General features: G+C 72.4%; 20 protein-coding genes. 15 read left to right on the top strand and 5 right to left on the bottom strand.

The window, feature by feature from the left end:
• Positions 1-162: 162 nt before the first annotated feature.
• Positions 163-906, bottom strand: coding sequence for an SDR family oxidoreductase (locus AB0Q90_RS35955; protein ID WP_363158476.1), 744 nt, complete (start codon positions 904-906; stop codon positions 163-165).
• A 100-nt stretch (positions 907-1,006) separates the two neighbouring features.
• Between AB0Q90_RS35955 and AB0Q90_RS35960 the strand changes: the two genes are divergently transcribed.
• The 3 genes from AB0Q90_RS35960 to AB0Q90_RS35970 all read left to right on the top strand — a co-directional run bounded on the left by AB0Q90_RS35960 (position 1,007) and on the right by AB0Q90_RS35970 (position 3,048).
• On the top strand, positions 1,007-1,828 hold the full coding sequence (locus AB0Q90_RS35960; RefSeq protein ID WP_363158475.1) for an AIM24 family protein: 822 nt from the start codon (positions 1,007-1,009) through the stop codon (positions 1,826-1,828).
• Between the two features lie 74 nt (positions 1,829-1,902).
• The gene (locus tag AB0Q90_RS35965; protein WP_363158474.1) at positions 1,903-2,529 is read left to right on the top strand and encodes a dihydrofolate reductase family protein; all 627 of its coding nucleotides are present in this window, start codon (positions 1,903-1,905) and stop codon (positions 2,527-2,529) included.
• A 132-nt stretch (positions 2,530-2,661) separates the two neighbouring features.
• Positions 2,662-3,048, top strand: coding sequence for a ribonuclease domain-containing protein (locus AB0Q90_RS35970; protein WP_363158473.1), 387 nt, complete (start codon positions 2,662-2,664; stop codon positions 3,046-3,048).
• A gap of 33 nt (positions 3,049-3,081) precedes the next feature.
• Here AB0Q90_RS35970 and AB0Q90_RS35975 read toward each other — a convergent pair whose 3' ends face one another.
• A complete protein-coding gene (locus AB0Q90_RS35975; protein WP_363158472.1) occupies positions 3,082-3,282 on the bottom strand; it encodes a hypothetical protein in 201 nt (66 codons plus the stop codon).
• 179 nt (positions 3,283-3,461) lie between these two features.
• Here AB0Q90_RS35975 and AB0Q90_RS35980 point away from each other — a divergent pair, with 179 nt between their 5' ends.
• The 5 genes from AB0Q90_RS35980 (at position 3,462) to AB0Q90_RS36000 (ending at position 10,553) form a co-directional block, all read left to right on the top strand.
• On the top strand, positions 3,462-4,709 hold the full coding sequence (locus tag AB0Q90_RS35980) for a histidine kinase (RefSeq protein ID WP_363158471.1): 1,248 nt from the start codon (positions 3,462-3,464) through the stop codon (positions 4,707-4,709).
• A 505-nt stretch (positions 4,710-5,214) separates the two neighbouring features.
• Entirely contained in the window at positions 5,215-6,312 is a 1,098-nt protein-coding gene (locus AB0Q90_RS35985) for a hypothetical protein (protein ID WP_363158470.1), read from the top strand.
• Between the two features lie 43 nt (positions 6,313-6,355).
• Entirely contained in the window at positions 6,356-7,000 is a 645-nt protein-coding gene (locus AB0Q90_RS35990; RefSeq protein ID WP_363158469.1) for a hypothetical protein, read from the top strand.
• Between the two features lie 3 nt (positions 7,001-7,003).
• Positions 7,004-7,678, top strand: a complete 675-nt coding sequence (locus AB0Q90_RS35995; RefSeq protein ID WP_363158468.1) for an RES family NAD+ phosphorylase — start codon at positions 7,004-7,006, stop codon at positions 7,676-7,678.
• A 1-nt stretch (position 7,679) separates the two neighbouring features.
• Positions 7,680-10,553, top strand: a complete 2,874-nt coding sequence (locus AB0Q90_RS36000; protein WP_363158467.1) for a CHAT domain-containing protein — start codon at positions 7,680-7,682, stop codon at positions 10,551-10,553.
• A gap of 6 nt (positions 10,554-10,559) precedes the next feature.
• Here AB0Q90_RS36000 and AB0Q90_RS36005 read toward each other — a convergent pair whose 3' ends face one another.
• Complete coding sequence (locus AB0Q90_RS36005) at positions 10,560-12,386, bottom strand: caspase family protein (protein WP_363158466.1); 1,827 nt, start codon at positions 12,384-12,386, stop codon at positions 10,560-10,562.
• A gap of 160 nt (positions 12,387-12,546) precedes the next feature.
• Between AB0Q90_RS36005 and AB0Q90_RS36010 the strand changes: the two genes are divergently transcribed.
• Positions 12,547-13,587, top strand: coding sequence for a hypothetical protein (locus AB0Q90_RS36010; protein WP_363158465.1), 1,041 nt, complete (start codon positions 12,547-12,549; stop codon positions 13,585-13,587).
• Between the two features lie 4 nt (positions 13,588-13,591).
• On the opposite strand, the gene AB0Q90_RS36015 is transcribed toward AB0Q90_RS36010, so the two are convergent.
• A complete protein-coding gene (locus AB0Q90_RS36015; protein ID WP_363158464.1) occupies positions 13,592-14,623 on the bottom strand; it encodes an aldo/keto reductase in 1,032 nt (343 codons plus the stop codon).
• An 86-nt stretch (positions 14,624-14,709) separates the two neighbouring features.
• Between AB0Q90_RS36015 and AB0Q90_RS36020 the strand changes: the two genes are divergently transcribed.
• Both AB0Q90_RS36020 and AB0Q90_RS36025 read left to right on the top strand, forming a co-directional pair.
• A complete protein-coding gene (locus AB0Q90_RS36020) occupies positions 14,710-15,411 on the top strand; it encodes a response regulator transcription factor (protein ID WP_363158463.1) in 702 nt (233 codons plus the stop codon).
• Between the two features lie 58 nt (positions 15,412-15,469).
• The gene (locus AB0Q90_RS36025) at positions 15,470-16,648 is read left to right on the top strand and encodes a cytochrome P450 (protein ID WP_363158462.1); all 1,179 of its coding nucleotides are present in this window, start codon (positions 15,470-15,472) and stop codon (positions 16,646-16,648) included.
• 3 nt (positions 16,649-16,651) lie between these two features.
• Here the strand turns inward: AB0Q90_RS36025 and AB0Q90_RS36030 are convergent, their stop codons facing one another.
• Positions 16,652-17,674 carry a Gfo/Idh/MocA family oxidoreductase gene (locus AB0Q90_RS36030; protein ID WP_363158461.1) on the bottom strand — a complete coding sequence of 341 codons (1,023 nt, stop codon included), beginning with the start codon at positions 17,672-17,674 and terminating at the stop codon, positions 16,652-16,654.
• Between the two features lie 128 nt (positions 17,675-17,802).
• On the opposite strand from AB0Q90_RS36030, the gene AB0Q90_RS36035 reads away from it, so the two are divergent.
• From AB0Q90_RS36035 to AB0Q90_RS36050, 4 genes are all read left to right on the top strand, one after another.
• Positions 17,803-18,540: a GntR family transcriptional regulator gene (locus AB0Q90_RS36035; RefSeq protein WP_363158694.1), complete on the top strand. Its 738-nt coding sequence runs from the start codon at positions 17,803-17,805 to the stop codon at positions 18,538-18,540.
• 180 nt (positions 18,541-18,720) lie between these two features.
• On the top strand, positions 18,721-19,725 hold the full coding sequence (locus AB0Q90_RS36040; protein ID WP_363158460.1) for a sugar ABC transporter substrate-binding protein: 1,005 nt from the start codon (positions 18,721-18,723) through the stop codon (positions 19,723-19,725).
• Positions 19,722-20,750: an ABC transporter permease gene (locus AB0Q90_RS36045; protein WP_363158459.1), complete on the top strand. Its 1,029-nt coding sequence runs from the start codon at positions 19,722-19,724 to the stop codon at positions 20,748-20,750. Before AB0Q90_RS36040 ends, AB0Q90_RS36045 begins: the two co-directional genes overlap by 4 nt.
• Positions 20,747-21,538, top strand: a complete 792-nt coding sequence (locus AB0Q90_RS36050) for an ATP-binding cassette domain-containing protein (protein WP_363158458.1) — start codon at positions 20,747-20,749, stop codon at positions 21,536-21,538. Before AB0Q90_RS36045 ends, AB0Q90_RS36050 begins: the two co-directional genes overlap by 4 nt.
• Positions 21,539-21,577 lie beyond the last annotated feature (39 nt).

Here is a 21,577-nt window from a genome sequence, read left to right on the forward strand (position 1 = left end):
GCCGCCCCCAGACCCCACGCCGGAGGGGCTGAATTCAGCCCCTCCGGCGTTTGAGGAGCGGGGGTCCAGGGGGCGGAGCCCCCTGGGGCGGGGTCGAAGGGGCGGCAGCCCCTGGAGGATGGGACGGGTAAGGGCGGCGGGGGCGAAACAACCCCCGCGGCATCACGCCGCATGCCCCCCGTCCACCGCGAACTCCGCCCCCGTCACATACCCCGCCCCGGCCAGGCAGGCGACCACCCCGGCCACCTCCTCCGCCCGCCCGAACCGCCCCAGCGCCGTCATCGCCGCCTGGGCGGGGGCGTAGGGCCCGTCGGCCGGGTTCATGTCCGTGTCGATGGGCCCGGGATGGACGACGTTCGCCGTGATGCCGCGCGGCCCGAGCTCCCGGGCGAGCGCCTTCGTCAGCCCGACCAGCGCGGACTTGCTCATCGCGTACAGCACGCCACCGGGCCCCGGCACCCGCCGCACCATGCACGACCCGATCGTGATGATCCGCCCGCCGTCAGCCATCCGCGCGGCCGCCGCCTGCGAGGCCAGGAACACCCCGCGCACGTTCACCGCGAGCACCCGGTCCACGTCGTCGAGGGACAGGCTCTCCAGCGGCCCGAGCAGCCCGACGCCGACGTTGTTCACCAGCACGTCCAGCCCACCCAGCGCCGCGACCGTACGCTCCACCGCCCCGGCCGCCTCCTCCGCGTCCGCGGAGTCCGCCCGCAGGGCCACCGCCCGCCGCCCGAGCGCCTCGACGCCCCGAACGACGTCGTCGGCCGCCTCCTTGCCATGGACGTACGTCACGGCCACGGACGCCCCTTCGCGCGCCAGCCGCAGCGCCGTCGCCGCCCCGATACCCCGGCTGCCGCCGGTCACCAGAGCCACCTTGCCGTCGAGATCTCCGTAAGAAGTCATGACCCCATCCCAGCCGCCGCGCGGCCACCGCGCTGGCGGCGAACGGACACGGAGATCCAGAGGCCGGAACTTCCTCCTCCACCTCGCGCGTTCCCCCGTCGTGACTCTTCAGCAAGAAATCGTCGGCAACGCCATGCAGATGGCGGTCGTCAGCCTGAACCCCGGCCAGACCGTCTACTGCGAGGCGGGCAAGTTCCTCTTCAAGACCACCAACGTGACCATGGAGACCCGCCTGACCGGCCCGTCGAACGGCGGCGATCAGCAGCCGCAGGGCGGCGGCACGGGCGGCGGCATGGGCGGCATGCTCCGCCAGGCCATGGGCACCGCCATGCAGGTCGGCCAGCGCGTCCTCGCGGGCGAGTCGCTGGCGTTCCAGTACTTCACCGCCCAGGGCGGCGAGGGCACCGTCGGTTTCGCCGGCGTGCTCCCCGGCGAGATGCGCGCCCTGGAGCTGGACGGCACACGCGCGTGGTTCGCGGAGAAGGACGCCTTCGTCGCCGCCGAGTCCACCGTCGACTTCGGCATCGCCTTCCAGGGCGGCAAGACCGGCATGAAGGGCGGCGAGGGCTTCGTCCTGGAGAAGTTCACCGGCCGCGGCACCGTGATCATCGCGGGTGCGGGCAATTTCATCGACCTCAACCCGGCCGACTTCGGCGGCCGCATCGAGGTCGACACGGGCTGCGTCGTCGCCTTCGAGGAGGGCATCCAGTACGGCGTCCAGCGCGTCGGCGGCCTGAACCGCCAGGGCATGATGAACGCCGTCTTCGGCGGCGAGGGACTGTCCCTGGCCACCCTGGAGGGCAACGGCCGGGTCATCCTGCAGTCCCTGACCATCGAGAGCCTCGCCAACGCCCTGAAGAAGGCCCAGGGCGGCGACAAGCAGGGTCCGACGGGCGGTCTGTTCTCCACCCACGCCGGGTGAACCGATGAGTTGCGCGGGTGCGCGGGGTCTGAGGTGATGACAACAGACCCCGCACCAGGAAGCAGGTACCCGCCATGGGCAGGCTCGTCTCCACGATCTTCGTCACCCTCGACGGCGTCTACCAGGGACCCGGCGCCCCCCAGGAGGACACCCGGGACGGCTTCGAGCAGGGCGGCTGGGTCGTCCCCTACGCCGACGACGACTTCGGGCAGTTCATCACCGGGGTCTTCGGTGACGTCAGCGCCTTCCTCCTCGGCCGCCGTACGTACGACATCTTCGCCTGGTACTGGCCCAAGGTGACCGACCCGGCCGACCCGGTCGCCGCCAAGCTCAACGCCCTGCCGAAGTACGTAGCCTCCGCCACGCTCACCGACCCGGAGTGGGCCGGCACCACCGTCATCGGGGGCGATCTGGCCAAGGAGGTCACCGCCCTCAAGGAGCGCACCGACGGCCAGCTCCAGGTCCACGGAAGCGGCGCCCTGCTGCACTCCCTGCTGGCCCTGGACCTCGTCGACACCCTCCACCTGGTGACCTTCCCGGTGGTGCTGGGCGCGGGCCGCCGCCTGTTCCAGGAGGGCGCCCTGCCGACCGCCTTCCGGCACACCGGCGGCCTGATCACCTCCTCCGGCGTCTCCATCCAGACGTACGACGTGGCGGGCCGGCCGGAGTACGGCTCCTTCGACCTGCCCGAGGACGCCTGAGCGTGCTGCCGCCCGGTTCGCGTGAACGGGCCGGGCGGCAGGTTAACTCCCCGAAAACTCATCGGACTTGACGGGAAAAATCTCCGGAGTTGTCATTGACATGCCACTGTCTACGCGCGTCATCATGAAGCCATGAGATTCCCCCCACGTATCACTCGCATCGGCGCCGCGGCGGCCGTCCTGTCCGCCCTCCTCGTCGGCGGCACCGTCACCGCCACTCCGGCGGCCGCCGCGGTCGGCAGCATCTGCTACGGCGACCTGCCCTCCCAGGCGTACGACACGCTCGAACTGATCGAGCAGGGCGGCCCCTACCCGTACTCGCAGGACGGGTCCGTCTTCTACAACCGGGAAGGCATCCTGCCCAGCCAGTCCTCCGGCTACTACCACGAGTACACGGTCAAGACCCCCGGCTCCTCCACCCGCGGCGCCCGCCGCATCGTCACCGGTGAGGAGTACCAGGAGGACTACTACACGGCCGACCACTACGAGTCGTTCGACCTGATCGACTACGACTGCTGAGTCGGCCGGCCGGTCCGGAGGTCCGGTCCGTGTTCAGCCGGACCTCCGGCTCTCCGCGGCGGCGAACAATGCGAACGCCAGCACGAGCAGGGTGACGCTCGCGTAGATCTCGTAGCCGTCGAGGAAGCCGACTCGCTGCACGAAGCCCCAGTCCCAACTGGTGAACTCGTGCACCAGACCGGCGACGCCCTGCACCAGGGCGATGAATCCAAGAATCTCCAGCACCTGCTTCATATGAGGACCCTCGCCCCGCGGACCCCCCACGCACATCGGCCGCGGGGCGAGCGCTGCCCGACGGAAGTCGGCGGCCGCCCTTGGCGGGGTGCGCCGAAAGTCTCCGGTGCCACGACTTTGGTCGGTGATCCCGGCCGAGGGAGGGTGACGCGGGCCGTGTCTGCGTAGATTTGTCGACCGTGAGTGGTGACACACCGACGCCCGAACCGCAGGCCTTCGTCGAGCGGCGCTGGCTGCTGCCCTCGGCCGTGGTGACGCAGCTCGACCCCGACGGCGAGCGGCCCGGGCGGCGGCCCCGCCGCACCGCGCGCGACTGGGCCGTCGACTTCTGCTGCTTCCTGCTGGCCGTCTTCATCGGCCTGACGGCCGCGGACTCGATGCAGCAGGAGAACCTCCCGGAGCCCCTCGTCGCCGTCGACCAGCTGCTCGGCGCGCTGTCCTGCGGGGCGGTCTGGCTGCGCCGCCGCTGGCCGCTCGGGCTCGCCGTGGCGATGATCCCCGTCGGTTTCGTCTCCAGTACCTCGGGCGGGGCGGCCCTCGTCGCGGCGTTCACCCTCGCCGTGCACCGGCCCTTCCGGTACGTGGCCTGGGTGAGCGGCATCGCCCTGGCGCTGACCCCGCTCTTCTACTGGCTCCGCCCCGACCCCGAGATCCCGTACGGCTGGGTGCTCTTCCTCAGTGCGGTGCTGACCGGGGCGGTCGTCGGCTGGGGCATGTTCGTACGCTCCAAGCGGCAGCTCATGCTCAGCCTGCGCGACCGCGCCCGGCGCGCCGAGACCGAGGCGCAGTTGCGCGCCGAGCAGGCGCAGCGGCTGGCGCGGGAAGCCATCGCGCGGGAGATGCACGACGTCCTCGCCCATCGGCTGACGCTGCTGAGCGTGCACGCGGGCGCGCTGGAGTTCCGGCCGGACGCGCCCCGCGACGAGATCGCGCGGGCGGCCGGCGTGATCCGCGAGAGCGCCCACGACGCCCTCCAGGACCTGCGGGAGATCATCGGCGTGCTGCGGGCGGGGGACCGCGAGGACGCGAGCCGCCCCCAGCCGACCCTCGGCGCGCTGGAGGCGCTGGCCGCCGAGTCCCGCGAGGCCGGCATGAAGGTCACCCTCGTCAACCGCGTCACCGACCCGGCCGCCGTCCCCGCCTCCGTCGGCCGCACCGCCTACCGCATCGCCCAGGAAGGCCTGACCAACGCCCGCAAGCACGCCCCCGGCACGGAGGTCACCGTGTCGGTCACCGGCACCCCCGGCGAGGGCCTGACGGTCTGCGTCCGCAACCCCGCCCCGGAGGGCGAGGCACCACCCGTCCCCGGCTCCGGCCAGGGCCTGATCGGCCTCACAGAACGCGCCACACTGACCGGCGGCACCCTGCAACACGGTCCGACGACGGACGGCGGCTTCGAGGTGCGGGCGTGGCTGCCGTGGGGGTGAGGGCGGTGCTCGGTTCTCGGTGGCGGGGTGGGAGACCGCGGGTGGGTGTCGCGTTGTCCGCTTGCGGGGGCTGAGACGACCGGGTGGGCGTCGCGTTGGCCGCGCGGGGCCTGATGCGCGGCCGAACTCCGCCAGGATTCCGCTCGGCGGCACCCTGCAACACGGTCCGACGACGGACGGCGGCTTCGAGGTGCGGGCGTGGCTGCCGTGGGGGTGAGGGCGGCGCTCGGTTTCTCGGTGGCCGGGTGGGAGGCCACGGGTGGGCGTCGCGTTTGTCCGCTTGCGGGGCCTGAGACCCCCGGGTGGGTGTCGCGTTGTCCGCTTGCGGGGGCTGAGACGACCGGGTGGGCGTCGCGTTGGCCGCGCGGGGTCTGAGATGCGGCCCAACTCCGCCCGGATCCCGCCCGGATGACGACCGGTCATACCGCCCCCGCGGTACCCGGCGCCCGCTAGCGTGCCCTGCGGCACTTGTGGCCGGTGTGGCAATCGCACGATCATGGGCGTCATGTCTCCTGGTGCTCCGGAGTTCGAGGCCGCGTCGGTTCTCAGGGAGGTGAAGATGGTCCGGGTGGAGGGCCTGGTCCGGATCCGAGACCTGGACCTTCCGCTGCTGCGGCGGGCAGCCGCCCCGCACTCCGGCGCGGTCACCGACGCCTGGCCCGTCGAGGTCGAGAACCTGCTGCGGTCCGCGGTGGACCGGCTCGGCGGGGGCGCCCTCCAGACGGCGGCCGAGTACACGCTCGGCCTGGCCCCCGGGATGCGCGACCGCCCGGCGGCGGACCGGCGCAGGCTCGCCGCACGGGCGTACAGCGTCAGCGTCGAACGGTTCCGCAAGAGCCAGGAGGAGATGGTCCTCGGCCAGATCGCCGAGCAGGTGTGCTGGCTCGCCGGCACCGGCGCGCGGCGCGCCCCGGGCAGCGGCCCCGCCCTCCTCGCACCGCACCTGCAACACCGCACCCTGCGCGTCGGACCGATCGGCGTCACCCTCCATGTGCACCCCGTGGAACTCGTCCGGAACGTGGACGTGATCGTCTCGCCCGCCAACACCCACCTCGCCCTGCCCGAGATGTTCAAGGCCTCCGTACCGGCCGCACTGCGCCGCGCCGGTGCCGTCCGCGACGCCCGGGGCGACGTGATCGCCGACCCGCTGCACGAGGAACTGGCCGCGTGGCGCCGGGAGAACGGGGTCTCGGGACGCCCCGTGCTCCCCGGCACCGTCGCGCCGACCGGGCCGGGAACCCTCGCCGGGCGCGGAGTCCGCCGTATCTACCACGCGGCCGTCGCCGTTCCCCGGCCCGGCACCAACGACTACGACGTCACCCCGCAGGACGTCGCCGGCGCCGCGGCCCGCGCGCTGGCCCTCATGGACGAGGAACGCGACGCCCACGCCCCGCCGTTGCACTCGATCTGCTTCCCCCTGCTCGGCGCGGGGCGCGGCGGGCTGGGGCCGCAGAGCAGCGTGAGCGCCCTGTGGTCCGCGCTGGCCACGGCCCCGCACCGCGACCTGCACCTGGTCGTCCGCAGACCGCTGCTCGCCGACCTGATCGCGGACGTCCTCGGGGCGAGCCGGCGTTCGGGGGAGACGGAGGGCGGGTGCGGCTGACGGTGGCGCTTGAGTTACTGGAGAGCGAAGAGAGAGGGCGCTGGTGAACCCCTTCATCGTGCTTGCCGCGTTCGCGGCCGACTTCGGCAGGCTGTCACGGCTGCTCGGCCCCGGCGCCCGGCAGGCCCTCGACGGCCCGCTCGCCGAACTGCGGGCGGCCGGTGCCGACCGGGACGCGGTCGCCGAACGGGCGGCCCGGGCCGTCCTCGACGCGCTCCCGGCCGAGGAGGCCGCCCGGCTGCGGCAGGACGGCGACCCGGGGCGGTTCGCGGGCGCGCCCGCGTCGGCCCTGTACGAGGGGTTCGCCGCCGCCGACCTGTGCATGCTCGTGCTCGACGGCAACCCGATGGTCGGCCCGGTCCTGGGCCCCGTACGCGAACGCCTGCTCGCGCAGCCCGCGTTGGAGTGGTGGCCGGACGCCGACCCGCGGCTGATCGCGCTGTCCGGCGAGGACGGCCGCAGACGGCTCCCGCTGTTCCAGTTCGAGGCCGGGACGATGCCGTGGCGGATCGTGCCGGAGGTCAACGCAGTACTGCGCGCCGACGCCGACCCCTGGGGCGCGGCCGACTGGTGGCTGTCCGCCACGACCTGGTGGGCCGGCACCCCGGCCGCCCTGCTGGGCCGCGGACGGGACGAGGAACTGCTGGGCGCGGCACGATACTTGGCCGCCGACGGAGAGGGGGAGTAGCCGATGGGCAAGTACCCGCCCCCCGAGTCCCTGCCCGGTGAGCCCACCCGCGCGGTCCTGCGTGCCGGCACCCCCGTCTACCGGGTCCACTCCACCCACCGCGCTCCGACGGCGTTCAACTCCCGCCCCTCGCACCCCTTTTACTACGGTGGCCGGTTCGACAGCACTCCTCACGACCCGTACGGCTACCTCTACGTCGGCTTCGGCGTCGGCGCCGCCGTCAGTGAGGTGCTGCTGCGCTCGCTGCCCTTCGACGGCGACGGAAGCCCGCGGCTGCTGCCCCGCGTCGCGTTCGAACGGCGCAGTCTGTCCTTCCTGCGGCTGGCCGCCGACATCGAGGTGGTGTCGCTGATGTCCGGCGCGGACCTCGCGGCGGTCGCGCAGGACACCTGGCTGGTGCACACCGAGGGCGCGGACTACCCGCAGACCCGCGACTGGGGACACTGGATCCGCCGGCAGACCAAACCCTGGGCGCAGGGCTTCGTATGGCCCTCCAAACGCGAGCCCGCCGACCGGGTCGCCGTCCTCTTCGACGACCGCGGCGGTCCACCGCTCCTCGAACCGACGGGCGCGCCCTCCGTGGACTTCGCAACCGAGGAGGGCGAGAGCTGGCTCAACGGCGTGCTCGCCCCGTACAGGACACAGGCCGCACCCCGGCGGCCGGAACGGAACAACTGACGTGCCGCAGAAGGTCTACGACTTGCAAGCGCTCCTCTACGAGATTCAGCTGAGCGCGCGTCAGGGGCTGAACGACGCCCAGGACATGGCCCGGATCACCTCCGTGGTCCTCGACCACCTGGGCTGCGCCAGCGGCCGCGAGGCATACGACAGGCTGTACGAGGACTGGAAGGCGCTGCCCCGGGGCACCGTGCTGTCCGGGATGCGTGCCGGGCAGATCGTCGCTCTGCTGCCTCATCTGGCATTCGACCAGCGGGTCGTCGACGCCCAACGGGAGCAGGAACTCCTGCGCGAGGCACGGCAGTACGGGCCGCAGGACCAGCCCTGGCAGGCCGGCATCCTCGGCGCCAGCGGCATGGCCGCGATGCAGCAGCTGAGCGAGCCCGCCGACCTGGAGGCGGCGCTCGTCCGGCTGGAGGAGGCCCGCGCCATGATGGCCCCCGGCAGCCCCGAGCGGGACATGGTCGAGGTGTCCCATGCGGCGGTCCGCTGCACCCTCGCCCAGCTCGGCGGCGGTGAGGACGACTTCGACTCGGCCGTGGAGGACCTGGCCCGGCTCTCCGACTCACCGGCGTTCAACGAGCAGCAGCGCCTGGCCATGTCCGCGCAACTGGCCATGTACCGCTCCCACCAGGCCACTCGGCGCGAAAACGAGGCGGAACTGGCCCTGCGCATCTCCGAGATGGAGGCCGCCCTCGCCCGGATGACGCCCGATCAGATGGACCGGCCCAACCTGGAGGCCTACCTCGACGCGGCCCGCAGCAACCTGACCATCCTGCGCGCCCGCCGCACGGGCGGCGACCTCACCGCGGAGGACTTTCCGCCCGCGGCCCCGCTGGCCGAGGTGCGCCGGCAGATCGACGTACTCCCGCGGAACGCCCGTGCCGACCGGCTCGGCGACGTGGGGCTCGCGCGAGCGGCACGGGCCCTGTTCGCCGGGGACCACCGGGGCACCATCGAGGCGCTCGGACTCGTCGAGGAGTCCATGGACCTGCTGGAGCCCGACGACGAGCGGTGGCTCCGCAACGCCGGCACGCTCGGCATGGCCCACTGCATGCTCGGCATCATGGCCATCGCCCCCCGGCCCGACTGCCCCCACCACCTCGACCAGGGCATCGCCTGGCTGCGGCACGCCCTGCGGCTGTCCGGCGGACCGGAGCACCCGACGTGGGGCAACACCGGGATGTCCCTCGCCATGGCCTACCGGTTCCGCGGCGACCTGCTGCACCCGCGCGACCGGGACGCCAAGCGCCGCAACCACGAGGCGTCCCGGCGCATCGGCCTCGACTCCCTGCGGGCGGCCGCCTGGCAGGGCATTCTCCAGTCCGGTACCGCCCACGCCGCCGAGACCGCCCGGCGCGCGGGCGAGAACGCGCTCGACGTGGCCCGGTGGTGCATCGCCGACGGCGCCCACGCCGACGCCGTCCGCGCCCTGGACGCCGGACGCGGACTCGCATTGCACGCGGCGACCGTGGCGACCACCGTGCCCGACCTGCTGACCGCACTGGGCCAGGACGAACTCGCCGACGAGTGGCGCCGGGCGGGCGCCGTGGTCGCGCCCGAGCCGGAGGCCGGGCTGACGCTCGGGGGACAGGTCCCGCTCTCCGGCCCGTCCAGCAGGCTGCGCCGTCGCGTTCTCCAGGCCCTCGCCGCGTCCCCGCTGCGGCAGCGGCTGCTGGGCGCCCCGTCACCCGAGGAGATCGGCGCGGCCCTGCGCGCCATGGGCGCCACGGCCCTCGTCTACCTCGTCCCCGGCAGCGCGGAGGAGCCGAGCCTGACGGACCGGGTGTTCTTCGGCCGGCGCGCCGACGAGGGCCAGGCGCTGATCGTCTCCGCCGACGGCAGCACCCGCTCCCTGCCCCTGCCCCAACTCCTCGTCGAGGCACCGGAACTGGCGTCCTACCGTGCCACCGGCACCCCCGGCCGCGACGCAGGCGGCCCGCCCACCGAACCGGCCGCCCCGCCACCACCCCGCACCGAGGTCAGCCGCGCCGCCCTGGAGCGACTGTGCGACTGGGCCGGTACGGCGGTGATGCAGCCGCTGCTGAAGCACCTCCCGCGTGGCTACGGCCGGGTGCCCTCCGTGGTGCTGGTGCCCATGGCGGAACTCGGCGCCGTGCCCTGGCACGCGGCCCGGCTGCCCGGCCGGGGCCACCGCCACGCCTGCCAGGAGGCGGACCTCTCCTACCTGCCCTCCGCCCGTCTGCTGTGCGAGGTCGCCGCCCGGCCCGCCGCCGCAGCCCGGCAGGCCCTCGTCGTCGGCAACCCCACCCGCGACCTGTACCACGCGGGCGAGGAGGCCGAGGCCATCCACCGCGCCTTCCACCCGCACGGCGACCTCCTCGGCCCCGGCACCGCCACGCCCGCCGCCGTCACCGACTGGCTGCACCGGCAGCGCGGCGGACTGCTGCACCTCGCCTGCCACGGCGTGGTGCGCCAGGGCGAGCGGCACAGCGCCTATCTCTCCCTGTCCGGCGGCCAGTTGGCGGCCGAGGAGCTGACCGAGGGCACCCGCCGCTTCCCGGAGCTGGAGCTGGTCGTCCTCGCGGCCTGCCGCACCAATGTGTCGGGACGCGGCTACGACGAGGCGTACAGCCTCTCCACCGCGTTCCTCGTCGCCGGTGCCCGCTCCGTGATCGGCTCACTGTGGCCGGTGCCGGACGAGGCGACGTCCCTGCTGATGTACATGACCCACCACTTCATGATCCGCGACGGCCTGACGCCCGGGGCGGCCCTGCGCAGCGCCCAGTTGTGGATGCTGGACGACCGGCGCCGGCCGCCGTCCGGTATGCCCTCCCATCTGCGGGACCGTGTCGGCCGGATCGACGGCGACGACCTGACGGCGTGGGCGGGCTTCACCCACCTGGGCTGGTGACCCCGGTCAGGTCACCTGCGTACGCACCACGACCTGGGCCGTTCCCCAACGGCCCACGTCGTGCGCCGGGCCGCCGGCGTCCCGCCCGGACGCCGACGGAGCGAGCCGCAGCAGCCCGCCGCCGGTTGGGGCGGTCTCCGTGCGCGAACCCTTGGGGACGTCCGGGGACCAGACGGGCAGCCGGAACGGCGCGAGGTTCAGCTCGTGCTCGGTCACGATCACCTTGAACCAGTCCCGGGCGAAGGCCCCCCGCATCAGCGCCCGCCCCGGCGGCAGCCGCAGCCACACGTGGTCGCCGTGCCGGGCGAGCCCCGCCCTGCCGGGCGCGACGAAGTCCCCCTCGTACAGGTGGGGGGAACTCCCGTAACGATCCGTCAGATTCAGTAGTACGCACCACAGTTGCCGGTTCGACATGTTGTGGACGGCGACCTTCACCTCCGGTTCCCGGCCGTCCGGCGTGTACGAGCAGACGATCTCGCCGTCCGCCGAGTGCTCCACCCGTCCCACCGGCGTCTCCTCGACGGTGATCCGGACGAGCGACGACAGCCACGCGTCGGGGTTGTGCAGATCCAGAAGGTGATGCCAACGGGTGAGGTGCACCAGGCAGTCGACGACCCGGTCCGCGTTCGCGAGGGTCAGCAGCGGAAGGTCGACGGGCTCCCCGACGCCGCCCGACACCCGCGCCCACCCGCTCGCGGCGTCCACGCGCAGGGGCAGCCCGTCCCCGCCAAGGGCGAGCAAGGGCTCGTGCGCCATGGCCGCCGAGAGCAGTTCGACCCAGTCAGGGTCCCCGGACAGCGTCACGGCGGCCGGCGCGAACGCCAGCGCCGTCGGCGTCACGGCATGCACCGACTCCCGGTCCGCCGGGCCGGGTTGCCAGCCCTCAGGTTCCACCAGGCAGGTCTCGGGGCGTACTTGGCGTACGACGACCGTGCGCGACGCGGGTCCGTCGAGGAGCGTGAACTCGGCGCCGGGCGCCCGCAGCCCGTGCGCCTGACCGCAGTTGATCTCCCAGCCGAGCGCGGTGTGCCGCAGCAGGAACGGCGGGCCTCCGGCCGATTCGCCGGACAGGACCAAGCCGTCCTCCGGGCCGCGCAGCTCGGGGTGCTGGAAAGGGGTGAGCGCCCGCACCGGTTCGTCGGTCAGCGCGTGCAACGCGCCGTACGTGGCCGTCGGGCCCAGCCGGTCCAGCGCGCGCACCAGTGCGTGGCTGAAATAGCCGCGGACCTGTCCGTCCCCCAGGTCGTACTCGTGAGCACGCTCGCGGGGACGGCAGGCCGCGAGCAGCACGTGCCGGGCGGCCTCGGGACCCTTGCCGCCGGGGTCGCGGGAGGCGTCGGGCAGCCGCCACCAGGGCTGCCAGTCCACGCCGCGGGCGAGGGGGCCCGTACGGGTCGCGCCGCCCGCGTGGCAGCAGTCGAGGACCGCCAGGACATGGACGCCCCGCGCCGCGATGTCGTCGAGCAGCGCACCGAGTTCGGTGTCCTGGAGCAGCGGCTGTCCACCGGGTGCCAGGCTGTCGTGGCACACCAGCGCCTGGGCCCAGCCGGTCGCCTCACGCGGATCGTCGGTGCGGTACTCGCTGCCGTGCCCGCTGAACCAGAACAGGGCGGTGTCCCCCTTGCGGCTGTGCCCGAGGTGCTCCTCGATGCCCTCCAGCACCGCCGCCCGGGAGGCCCGGCCGTCGCGCAGCGTCCGGACCACGGGCGACGTCCCGCTCCGGTGACGGAGCCAACTCTCCGCCGCCTGGACGTCGTTGACGCAGCCGCGCAGTCGTTGCGAAGGGTCGGGGTAGTCGTTGATGCCTACGAACAGGGCGTACACGGTGCGCATGCGATGATCTTGCCAGGGTCGACGGGGTGGGTGCGGGGCGTTTCCGGGTTGCCGTCCGGTCGTGCGCACCCAACCGCGTGTGAAGCCGGTTGACTTGAGTGAACGTATGGCTCACCTTTGAGCAGCCCACAGCCCCACCGGCACCGGAAGGAACAGCAGCGTGAGTTTCGGGGGACCCTACAACCCGTACCCGCCACCGCCGCCAGGGCCGCCGAACGGAGGACCGTACCCGCCGCCCCCGTACCCCGGACCGTACGTCCCGCCGCAGCCCCACCCCTACGGCCCCCAGCCCTACGTCCCGCAGCCGCAGCCGCCCACTTCCCTGTGGGGCCTGCTCGGCGGTCTTCGGGGCGCCGAATGGCCGCCGCTGCGCGTGCTGTTGCGGGCCGGTCGGCCCCGGATCCACGGCTGTGCCTGGGGGCTGATCCTGATGCCCTGCACCTGGTTCGTGAGCCTGCCGCTGATGGCCGGATACGTCTTCGCCCGCTCGGCCCGCAGCCAGGCGCACCGGCTCTTCCCGCCGCGCGGACACCGCCGTATCGAGGACCCGGACGTCGTGCGCGTGCAGCGCGCGCGGGCCTGGACGGCGGCCCTCATGTCCCTCGGACTGCTGGTCATGTACGGCAAACCCGAGGACATCAGCGTGGCGCAGGAGCAGTACTTCATGCGGCTGGCGGTCACTCCGCCGCTGCTGCTCCTGAGCGCCCCCGTGGTGATCGCCGTCCTGTTCCGCTGGGCGTCGCCCGAGGCGAAGGCCCAGATGCGGCCGCGGCTGCGCGCCGCCGGACGTGCGGCCCTGTGGTACGTGGCCGCGGTGACCGGCATACCGCTGTACGTCGTCGCGATCGCCCTGGCCGAGGAGAACACCGCCGTGGACACGACCGGGTCCGGCTTCCCCTGGCTGATGCTGGCGCTGACCCTGCCCTTCTTCTGGCTGCTGTTCTTCATCTGGTTCGCCACCGGGCCCGCCGTGCGCAGCGGGTTCAACTCCGCGGGCGTCCACGCCGCGCTGCCGGCCCTGCTCACCGCCGTTCTGGTCTGGGAGTTCGCGCTCATCAGCCTGGCGGCGGGCGGACTTCCGCCCGGCCCTCCGGTCGTCCAGATCCTCGCCGTCCTCGCCGGCCCGGCCTCGGTGACGGCGGTGGTCCGCTGGGAACTGCACCGCCTGCGCACCCGTTACGGCGTGGTCGTCCGCGCCTGAGACATCAGCGCACCCGGCGGGGCACCACGCGCTGCCCCGCCGCCCCGTACACCCACGGCGAGGTGCCGTCGATGAACTCGGCGGGGAAGCCGAGCCGGAAGCCGGTGGTCTCCTCCAGCCTGCTCACCACCTCGGCGGGCAGGGCGAGTTCGGCCGCCCCCAGATTGTCTTCGAGCTGCTCGACCCGCCGTGCGCCGATGATCGGGTGCACGGCGGGGGAGTGCGCCATGGTCCAGGCGAGGGCGACCTGCGACGGGGACACGCCGAGCTCGTCCGCCGCCGACTGCACGGCCCGCGCCACGGTGTGCTCGCGCTCGCCGACCGAGTCCGCGGCCAGCCGCGCGGACTCGCCCGCGCCGACGCCACCCGGCCGCGTGTACTTGCCGGACAGGATCCCGCCCTGCAAGGGGCTCCAGGCCGCCACCGACATCCCGAACGCCTCGGCCATCGGCAGCAGTTCCCGCTCGATGTCCCGGTTCAGCAGGCTGTAGGGCACCTGGAGCGCGGCGAACTCCGTCCAACCCCGCAGCTCCGCCAGGGTGTTGGCGCGCGACACCAGCCAGGCCGGGGCGTCCGAGATCCCGATGTACAGCACCTTGCCCGAGCGCACGGCGTCGTCGAGGGCGCGCATCGTCTCCTCGACGGGCGTGTTGCGGTCCCAGATGTGCACCCAGTAGACGTCGATGTAGTCGGTGCCGAGCCGGCGCAGGCTCGTCTCCAGCGACAGCGTCAGGTTCTTGCGGTGGTTGCCCGCGGCGTTCGGGTCCTCGCCGTCGCGCGAGCAGGTGTACTTCGTGGACAGCACGAACCGGTCGCGCCGCCCCTTCAGCAGCTCACCGACGATCGTCTCGCTCAGCCCGTCGCGGTAGTTGACGGCCGTGTCGACGACATTGCCGCCGGCCTCGGCGTACGCGTCGAGGATCCGCGCGCACTCCTCCGGCGGCGTACCCACCCCGCCCTGCTCGCCGAAGGTCATGGCCCCGAGGAACAGCTCGGACACACGCAGCCCGGTACGGCCCAGAAGTCGGTAACGCAAGGAATTCCCCCTCCTTGGATGCTCGGTTCCGCAATCTAGCCGCACCGTGCGCGTCCCGGCCCGGCAGGCATGATTACGTAAGGCCCATGACTGCGATCAGACTGCTCCTCGTCGACGACGACCCGCTGGTGCGGGCGGGTCTGGCCCTGATGATGGGCGGCGCGGACGACATCGAGATCGTCGGCGAGGCCTCCGACGGCGCCGAGGTCGGGGAACTCGTCGAGCGCACCCGCCCGGACGTCGTCCTGATGGACATCCGGATGCCCTCGGTGGACGGCCTGACCGCCACGGAACGGCTGCGGAGCCGCCCGGACGCCCCGCAGGTCGTCCTGCTCACCACCTTCCACGCCGACGACCAGGTCCTGCGAGCCCTGCGCGCGGGCGCCGCCGGGTTCGTCCTCAAGGACACCCCGCCCGCCGAGATCGTCGAGGCGGTGCGGCGCGTCGCGGCCGGCGATCCCGTCCTCTCGCCCACCGTGACCCGGCAGTTGATGGAGCACGCGGCCGGCACCGCCGCCGACCTCCGCCGCACGCGTGCGCGTACCCGCATCGCCGACCTCAACGACCGCGAGCGCGAGGTCGCCGTCGCGGTCGGCCGGGGCCTGGCCAACGCGGAGATCGCCGCCGGCCTCTACATGAGCGTCGCCACCGTGAAGACCCACGTCTCCCGCATCCTGACCAAGCTCGACCTCAACAACCGGGTGCAGATCGCACTGTTGGCGTACGACGCGGGGCTCCTCGACGACGAGGCGGAGACGTTCGAGGAATCGGATAGCGACGGGCACTAGCCTCGGGCGCCGACGAGCGCCGGGAAGGCGACGCGGGGGCGTCCGAGGGGGAGAGGTCATGAGCGGCTACGTCGATCTGGGCGCGCTGGGCGCGGACTTCCGGCGCAATCCGCATCCGGTGTACGCGGGCCTGCGCGCCAAGGGGCCCGTCCACCGGGTCCGGCCGCCCGAATGGCAGTCGGAGACCTGGCTGGTCGTCGGCTACGAGGAGGCGCGGGCGGCGCTGGCCGACCCCCGGCTGGCCAAGGACGGCGCCAAGATCGGCACCCCGGCGCTGGACGAGAGCCTGATCGGCAAGACCCTGCTGAGCACCGACCCGCCCCAGCACACCCGGCTGCGCGGCCTGATCTCCCGCTCGTTCACCCTCCGCCGCGTGGAGGAACTGCGCCCGCGGATCCAGCAGATCACCGACGACCTGCTCGACACGATGCTGCGGCACGGCCGCGCCGACTTGGTGGCGTCGTTCGCGCTCCCGCTTCCGCTCACGGTCATCTGTGAACTGATCGGCGCGCCCGAGATGTCCCGGGCCGAGTTCCGCGAGATGGCCACGGAGTCGATCGCGCCCAGCCGTCCGGGCGCCGAGCACGACGCCTTCGTCGGCCTCGGCGCGTACTTCACCGACCTCATCGCGGACAAGCGGGCCGCGGGCCCGAGCGGTGACCTGCTCAGCGACGTCATCCACTCCACCGTCGAGGACGGCGAGCGGCCCTCCCTGGACGAACTGCGCGGCATGGCCTTCATCCTGCTGATCGCGGGCTACGAGAGCACGGTCAACCTCATCACCAGCGGCGTCCACGCCCTGCTCACCCACCCCGACCAACTCGCCGCGCTCCGGGCCGACATGAACCTGATCGACGGTGCGGTCGAGGAGATGCTGCGCTACGAGGGGCCGATCGAGAACGCGACGTTCCGGTACGCCGCCGAGCCCCTGGAGATAGCCGGTGTCCGGATCGAGGCGGGCGAGCCGGTGATGGTCTCCCTCGCCGCCGCGGACCGGGACGAGGACCGCTATCCCGACCCCGAGCGCTTCGACATCCGCCGCGACAGCCGTGGCCATGTCGCCTTCGGCCACGGCATCCACTTCTGCCTGGGCGCCCCTCTGGCCCGCCTGGAGGCGCGCACGGCGATCCGCGCACTCCTGGAGCGCGCCCCCGACCTCACCCTCGACGGCCCACCCGGCGACTGGCTGCCGGGCACGCTGATCCGCGGCATGCGCAGTCTGCCGGTGCGCTGGTAGGTGTCAGACCGCCGCCGTCCCGTGCCCGCCCGGGAGCTCCGCCAACCGCACGGGTCTGCGCTCGCGCCGGGACACCTCGCAGGCCTCCGCGATCCGCAGCGCCTGCAGGGCCTCGCGGCCGTCGCAGGGGTTGGCCCGCTCGCCCCGGACCACATCCACGAACGCCACCAGCTCCGCCTCGTAGGCGGGCCCGAAGCGTTCCAGGAAACCGGGCCACGGCTTGTCCGCGGCCGGCGGTCCGGTCGGCTCGGTGGACGTGACCGGCGTGCGGTCGTCCAGACCGACGACGATCGTGTCCCGCTCTCCGGCCAGCTCCATGCGTACGTCGTAGCCGGCGCCGTTCAGCCGGGTCGCGGTCGCCGTGGCGAGTGCGCCGTCGTCGAGCGTGAGGACCACCGCCGCGGTGTCCACGTCCCCCGCCTCGCGAAACATCGCGGGCCCCGCGTCCGACCCGGCCGCGTACACGTCGACCACCTCGCGCCCCGTCACCCAGCGCAGCACGTCGAAGTCATGGATGAGGGTGTCCCGGTACAGCCCGCCGGACAGCGGCAGATACGCGGCCGACGGCGGCGCCTGGTCGCTGGTCAGCGCCCGGACCGTGTGCAGACGCCCGAGCCGGCCGGAGCCCACGGCCTCGCGGGCCCCCGCGTAGCCGGCGTCGAAACGGCGCTGGAAGCCCATCTGCAGAACCGTTCCGGCCGTTTCGACCTCGGCGATCGCCTGGAGCGTGCCGGGCAGGTCGAGCGCGATGGGTTTCTCGCAGAACACCGGCAGCCCCGAGCGCGCCGCCCGGCCGATCAGTTCGGCGTGCGCCGATGTCGCCGTCGTGATCACCACGGCGTCCACGCCCCACTTGAAGATCTCGTCCACTCCGGGCGCCGCCGTCTCGCCGAGCCGCAGGGCCAGCCCCTGGGCCCGCGCGGGGTCCGCGTCCGTGAGGATCAGCGAACCGACCTCACGGTGCCGGCTGAGTGTGTTCGCATGGATGGTGCCGATGCGGCCCGTACCGATGACTCCGATGCGCATGGGAACAAAGTGCGGCCGTATCCGCACCCTGTCAATCCGTATGTCCGGACAACCGAACTACACGACTTCCCGTCAACCGGCCACGGAGCTACGCTCGCCCCGTGCCGAAACCAGAAGTGGACCCGACCGTGTCGCTCGACCTCAGTGTGGACCGGAGCAGTCCGGTGCCGTTGTACTTCCAGCTGTCCCAGCAGCTGGAAGCCGCGATCGAGCACGGAGCGCTCACCCCCGGCAGCCTGCTGGGCAACGAGATCGAACTCGCCGCGCGCCTCGGCCTGTCGCGGCCCACCGTCCGCCAGGCCATCCAGTCGCTCGTCGACAAGGGCCTGCTGGTGCGCCGCCGCGGAGTCGGCACCCAGGTCGTCCACAGCCAGGTCAAGCGCCCGCTGGAGCTCAGCAGCCTCTACGACGACCTGGAGGCCGCCGGTCAGCGCCCCGCGACCAAGGTGGTCGTCAACACGCTCGTGCCGGCGTCCGCCGAGGTCGCCGCCGCGCTCGGCGTCACCGAGGGCGCGGATGTGCACCAGGTTGAGCGGCTGCGCCTCGCGCACGGCGAGCCGATGGCGTACCTGTGCAACTACCTGCCCACCGGCCTGTTCGACCTGGACACCGCCCAGCTGGAGGCCACCGGCCTGTACCGGCTGATGCGCGCCGCCGGGATCACCCTGCACAGCGCCCGCCAGTCCATCGGCGCCCGCGCCGCCACCGCCGCCGAGGCCGAGCGGCTCGCCGAGGAGGAAGGCGCCCCGCTGCTCACCATGCAGCGCACGACCTTCGACGACACCGGCCGCGCGGTCGAGTTCGGCGACCACATCTACCGGCCCAGCCGCTATTCCTTCGAGTTCCAGCTCCTCGTACGGCCGTAACAGCCCTGCTCAGCCCTGTTCCACGGGCCCGAGTTCGTCGCAATGTCCGGACAATGCGACCGACTCGCGGTCCCCGGTGCCGCGACGCATGATCCCTGTGTTTGATACTGGGGCGTTTGGGGCTGGTGACATCACCGGCCCCTTGCGTACGTCAGCACACAGCAAGAAGGGCACCGCCTCGTGGCACGCTTGAGGACCTGGGCAGGAATCGCGCTGGCAGGGGCACTGTGCGTGTCCCTCGCCAGTTGCAGCAGCACCGGCGGCAAACGCGCCGAGGACGCCCGCAAGGCCGCGGCGGCCCAGGGGAAGGCGGCGGTGAACACCCCCCGCTGGACCTTCGCGATGATCACCCACTCGGGCGACGGCGACACCTTCTGGGACATCGTCCAGAGCGGCGCCGAGCAGGCCGCCGTCAAGGACAACATCAACTTCCTGTACTCGCACGACGACGAGGCCCAGCAGCAGGCACAGCTCGTCGACGCCGCCGTCGACAAGCAGGTCGACGGGATCATCGTCACCCTCGCCAAGCCCGACGCCATGAAGGCCGCCGTGGCCCGCGCCCGCAAGGCCGGCATCCCGGTGATCACCGTCAACTCGGGCTCCGAGGAGTCCAAGGACTTCGGCGCGCTGACGCACATCGGCCAGGACGAGACCATCGCCGGCCAGGCGGTCGGCGAGGAGCTGAACAAGCGCGGGAAGAAGAAGGCGGTCTGCGTCCTGCACGAGCAGGGCAACGTCGGCCACGAGCAGCGCTGCGCGGGCGTCAAGGAGACCTTCGACGGGACCGTGCAGAACCTGTACGTCACCGGCACGAGCATGCCGGACGTACAGTCCGCGATCAGCGCCAAACTCCAGGCCGACGAGTCCGTCGACGCCGTCGTCACCCTCGGCGCCCCGTACGCCGACACCGCGGTGAAGGCCAAGCAGGACGCGAACAGCAAGGCCGAGATCGACACCTTCGACCTCAACGCCAAGGTGGCGGCCGAACTCAAGGACGGCACCCTCGGCTTCGCCGTCGACCAGCAGCCGTACCTCCAGGGCTACGAGGCCGTGGACCTGCTGTGGCTGTACAAGTACAACGACGACGTGCTCGGCGGCGGTCAGCCCGTGCTGACCGGCCCGCAGATCATCACCAAGGACCAGGCCGCCGCGCTGGAGGAGTACACGAAGCGGGGCACCCGATGAGCGCGACCGTGGACGAGCGGCTGCTGGAGACCTCACCGCTGCGCAAGCTGCTCGGCCGGCCCGAGCTCGGCTCGGTCGTCGGCGCGATCGCCGTCTTCGTCTTCTTCGCGCTCGTCGCCGACGGCTTCCTGCGCGCCTCCAGCCTGAGCACGGTCCTGTACGCCTCCTCGACGATCGGCATCATGGCCGTCCCCGTCGCGCTGCTGATGATCGGCGGCGAGTTCGACCTGTCCGCGGGCGTCCTGGTGACCTCCTCGGCCCTGGTGTCGTCGATGTTCAGCTACCAGATGACGGCGAACACCTGGGTCGGCGTAGGAGTGTCCCTGCTGGTCACCCTGGCCATCGGCGCCTTCAACGGCATCATGCTCACCCGCACCAAGCTGCCGAGCTTCATCATCACGCTCGGCACCTTCCTGATGCTGACCGGCATGAACCTCGGCTTTACCAAGCTGATCAGCGGCACGGTCTCCACGAAGTCGATCGCCGACATGGAGGGCTTTCCCAGCGGCCACGACGTCTTCGCCTTGACCCTGACGATCGGCGACGTCGACTTCAAGGTCACCATCCTGTGGTGGCTGGGCCTGGTCGCCCTCGCCTCGTGGATCCTGCTGCGCACCCGCGCCGGCAACTGGATCTTCGCGGTCGGCGGCAACCAGGAGGCGGCCCGCGCGGTCGGCGTGCCCGTCACCAGGACCAAGATCGGCCTCTACATGGGCGTCGCCTTCGGCGCCTGGATCTCCGGCCAGCACCTGCTCTTCTCCTACGACGTCGTCCAGTCCGGCGAAGGCGTCGGCAACGAGCTCATCTACATCATCGCGGCCGTCATCGGCGGCTGTCTGATCACCGGCGGCTACGGCAGCGCGGTCGGCTCGGCGGTCGGCGCGTTCATCTTCGGCATGACGAGCAAGGGCATCGTCTTCGCCGAATGGAACCCCGACTGGTTCAAGTTCTTCCTCGGAGCGATGCTGCTCCTCGCGACCCTGCTCAACGCCTGGGTCCGCAAGCGCGCGGAGGCCACCAAGTGACGCAGACGGCAGAACGTACCGCGCTCGTCGAGCTGGCGGACGTCAGCAAGCACTACGGCAACATCCGCGCCCTCGAAGGCGTCTCCCTGGAGGTCCACGCGGGGGAGATCACCTGCGTGCTGGGCGACAACGGCGCGGGCAAGTCCACCCTGATCAAGATCATCGCCGGGCTGCACCAGCACGACGGCGGCGTCCTGCGCCTCGACGGCGAGGAGACGAAGCTGTCCTCCCCGCGCGAGGCCCTGGACCGCGGTATCGCCACCGTCTACCAGGACCTGGCCGTCGTACCGCTCATGCCGGTGTGGCGGAACTTCTTCCTCGGCTCCGAACCGCGCAAGGGCGTGGGCCCCTTCAAGCGCATGGACGTCGACTTCATGCGCCGCACGACGCACGCCGAACTCCTCCGCATGGGCATCGACCTGCGCGACGTCGACCAGCCCATCGGCACGCTCTCCGGCGGCGAGCGCCAGTGCGTGGCGATCGCCCGCGCGGTCCACTTCGGTGCGAAGGTCCTCGTCCTGGACGAGCCGACGGCGGCCCTCGGAGTGAAGCAGTCGGGCGTGGTCCTGAAGTACGTGGCGGCGGCGCGGGACGAGGGCCTGGGGGTTGTCTTCATCACACACAATCCGCATCACGCGTATATGGTCGGCGACCGCTTCGTCCTGCTGAAGCGCGGCACGATGGTCGGCAACCACGCCCGGGACTCCATCACCCTGGACGAGCTGACGAGGCAGATGGCGGGCGGAAACGAGCTGGACGATCTGGCCCACGAGCTGGAGAGAAGCTGAGGCGCGCGGGGAACTGCGCGAGCAGCCACATACGGCCTG

It is taken from the genome of Streptomyces sp. NPDC079141, assembly GCF_040686775.1.
Taxonomy (GTDB): domain Bacteria; phylum Actinomycetota; class Actinomycetes; order Streptomycetales; family Streptomycetaceae; genus Streptomyces.

Coding starts and splice junctions, on each gene's coding strand:
- AB0Q90_RS35995 (WP_363158468.1), top strand. CDS start 7,004: ATGGGCAAGTACCCGCCCCCCGAGTCCCTGCCCGGTGAGCCCACCCGC.
- AB0Q90_RS36005 (WP_363158466.1), bottom strand. CDS start 12,386: ATGCGCACCGTGTACGCCCTGTTCGTAGGCATCAACGACTACCCCGAC.
- AB0Q90_RS35965 (WP_363158474.1), top strand. CDS start 1,903: ATGGGCAGGCTCGTCTCCACGATCTTCGTCACCCTCGACGGCGTCTAC.
- AB0Q90_RS36045 (WP_363158459.1), top strand. CDS start 19,722: ATGAGCGCGACCGTGGACGAGCGGCTGCTGGAGACCTCACCGCTGCGC.
- AB0Q90_RS35975 (WP_363158472.1), bottom strand. CDS start 3,282: ATGAAGCAGGTGCTGGAGATTCTTGGATTCATCGCCCTGGTGCAGGGC.
- AB0Q90_RS35985 (WP_363158470.1), top strand. CDS start 5,215: ATGTCTCCTGGTGCTCCGGAGTTCGAGGCCGCGTCGGTTCTCAGGGAG.
- AB0Q90_RS36020 (WP_363158463.1), top strand. CDS start 14,710: ATGACTGCGATCAGACTGCTCCTCGTCGACGACGACCCGCTGGTGCGG.
- AB0Q90_RS36030 (WP_363158461.1), bottom strand. CDS start 17,674: ATGCGCATCGGAGTCATCGGTACGGGCCGCATCGGCACCATCCATGCG.
- AB0Q90_RS35970 (WP_363158473.1), top strand. CDS start 2,662: ATGAGATTCCCCCCACGTATCACTCGCATCGGCGCCGCGGCGGCCGTC.
- AB0Q90_RS36025 (WP_363158462.1), top strand. CDS start 15,470: ATGAGCGGCTACGTCGATCTGGGCGCGCTGGGCGCGGACTTCCGGCGC.
- AB0Q90_RS35955 (WP_363158476.1), bottom strand. CDS start 906: ATGACTTCTTACGGAGATCTCGACGGCAAGGTGGCTCTGGTGACCGGC.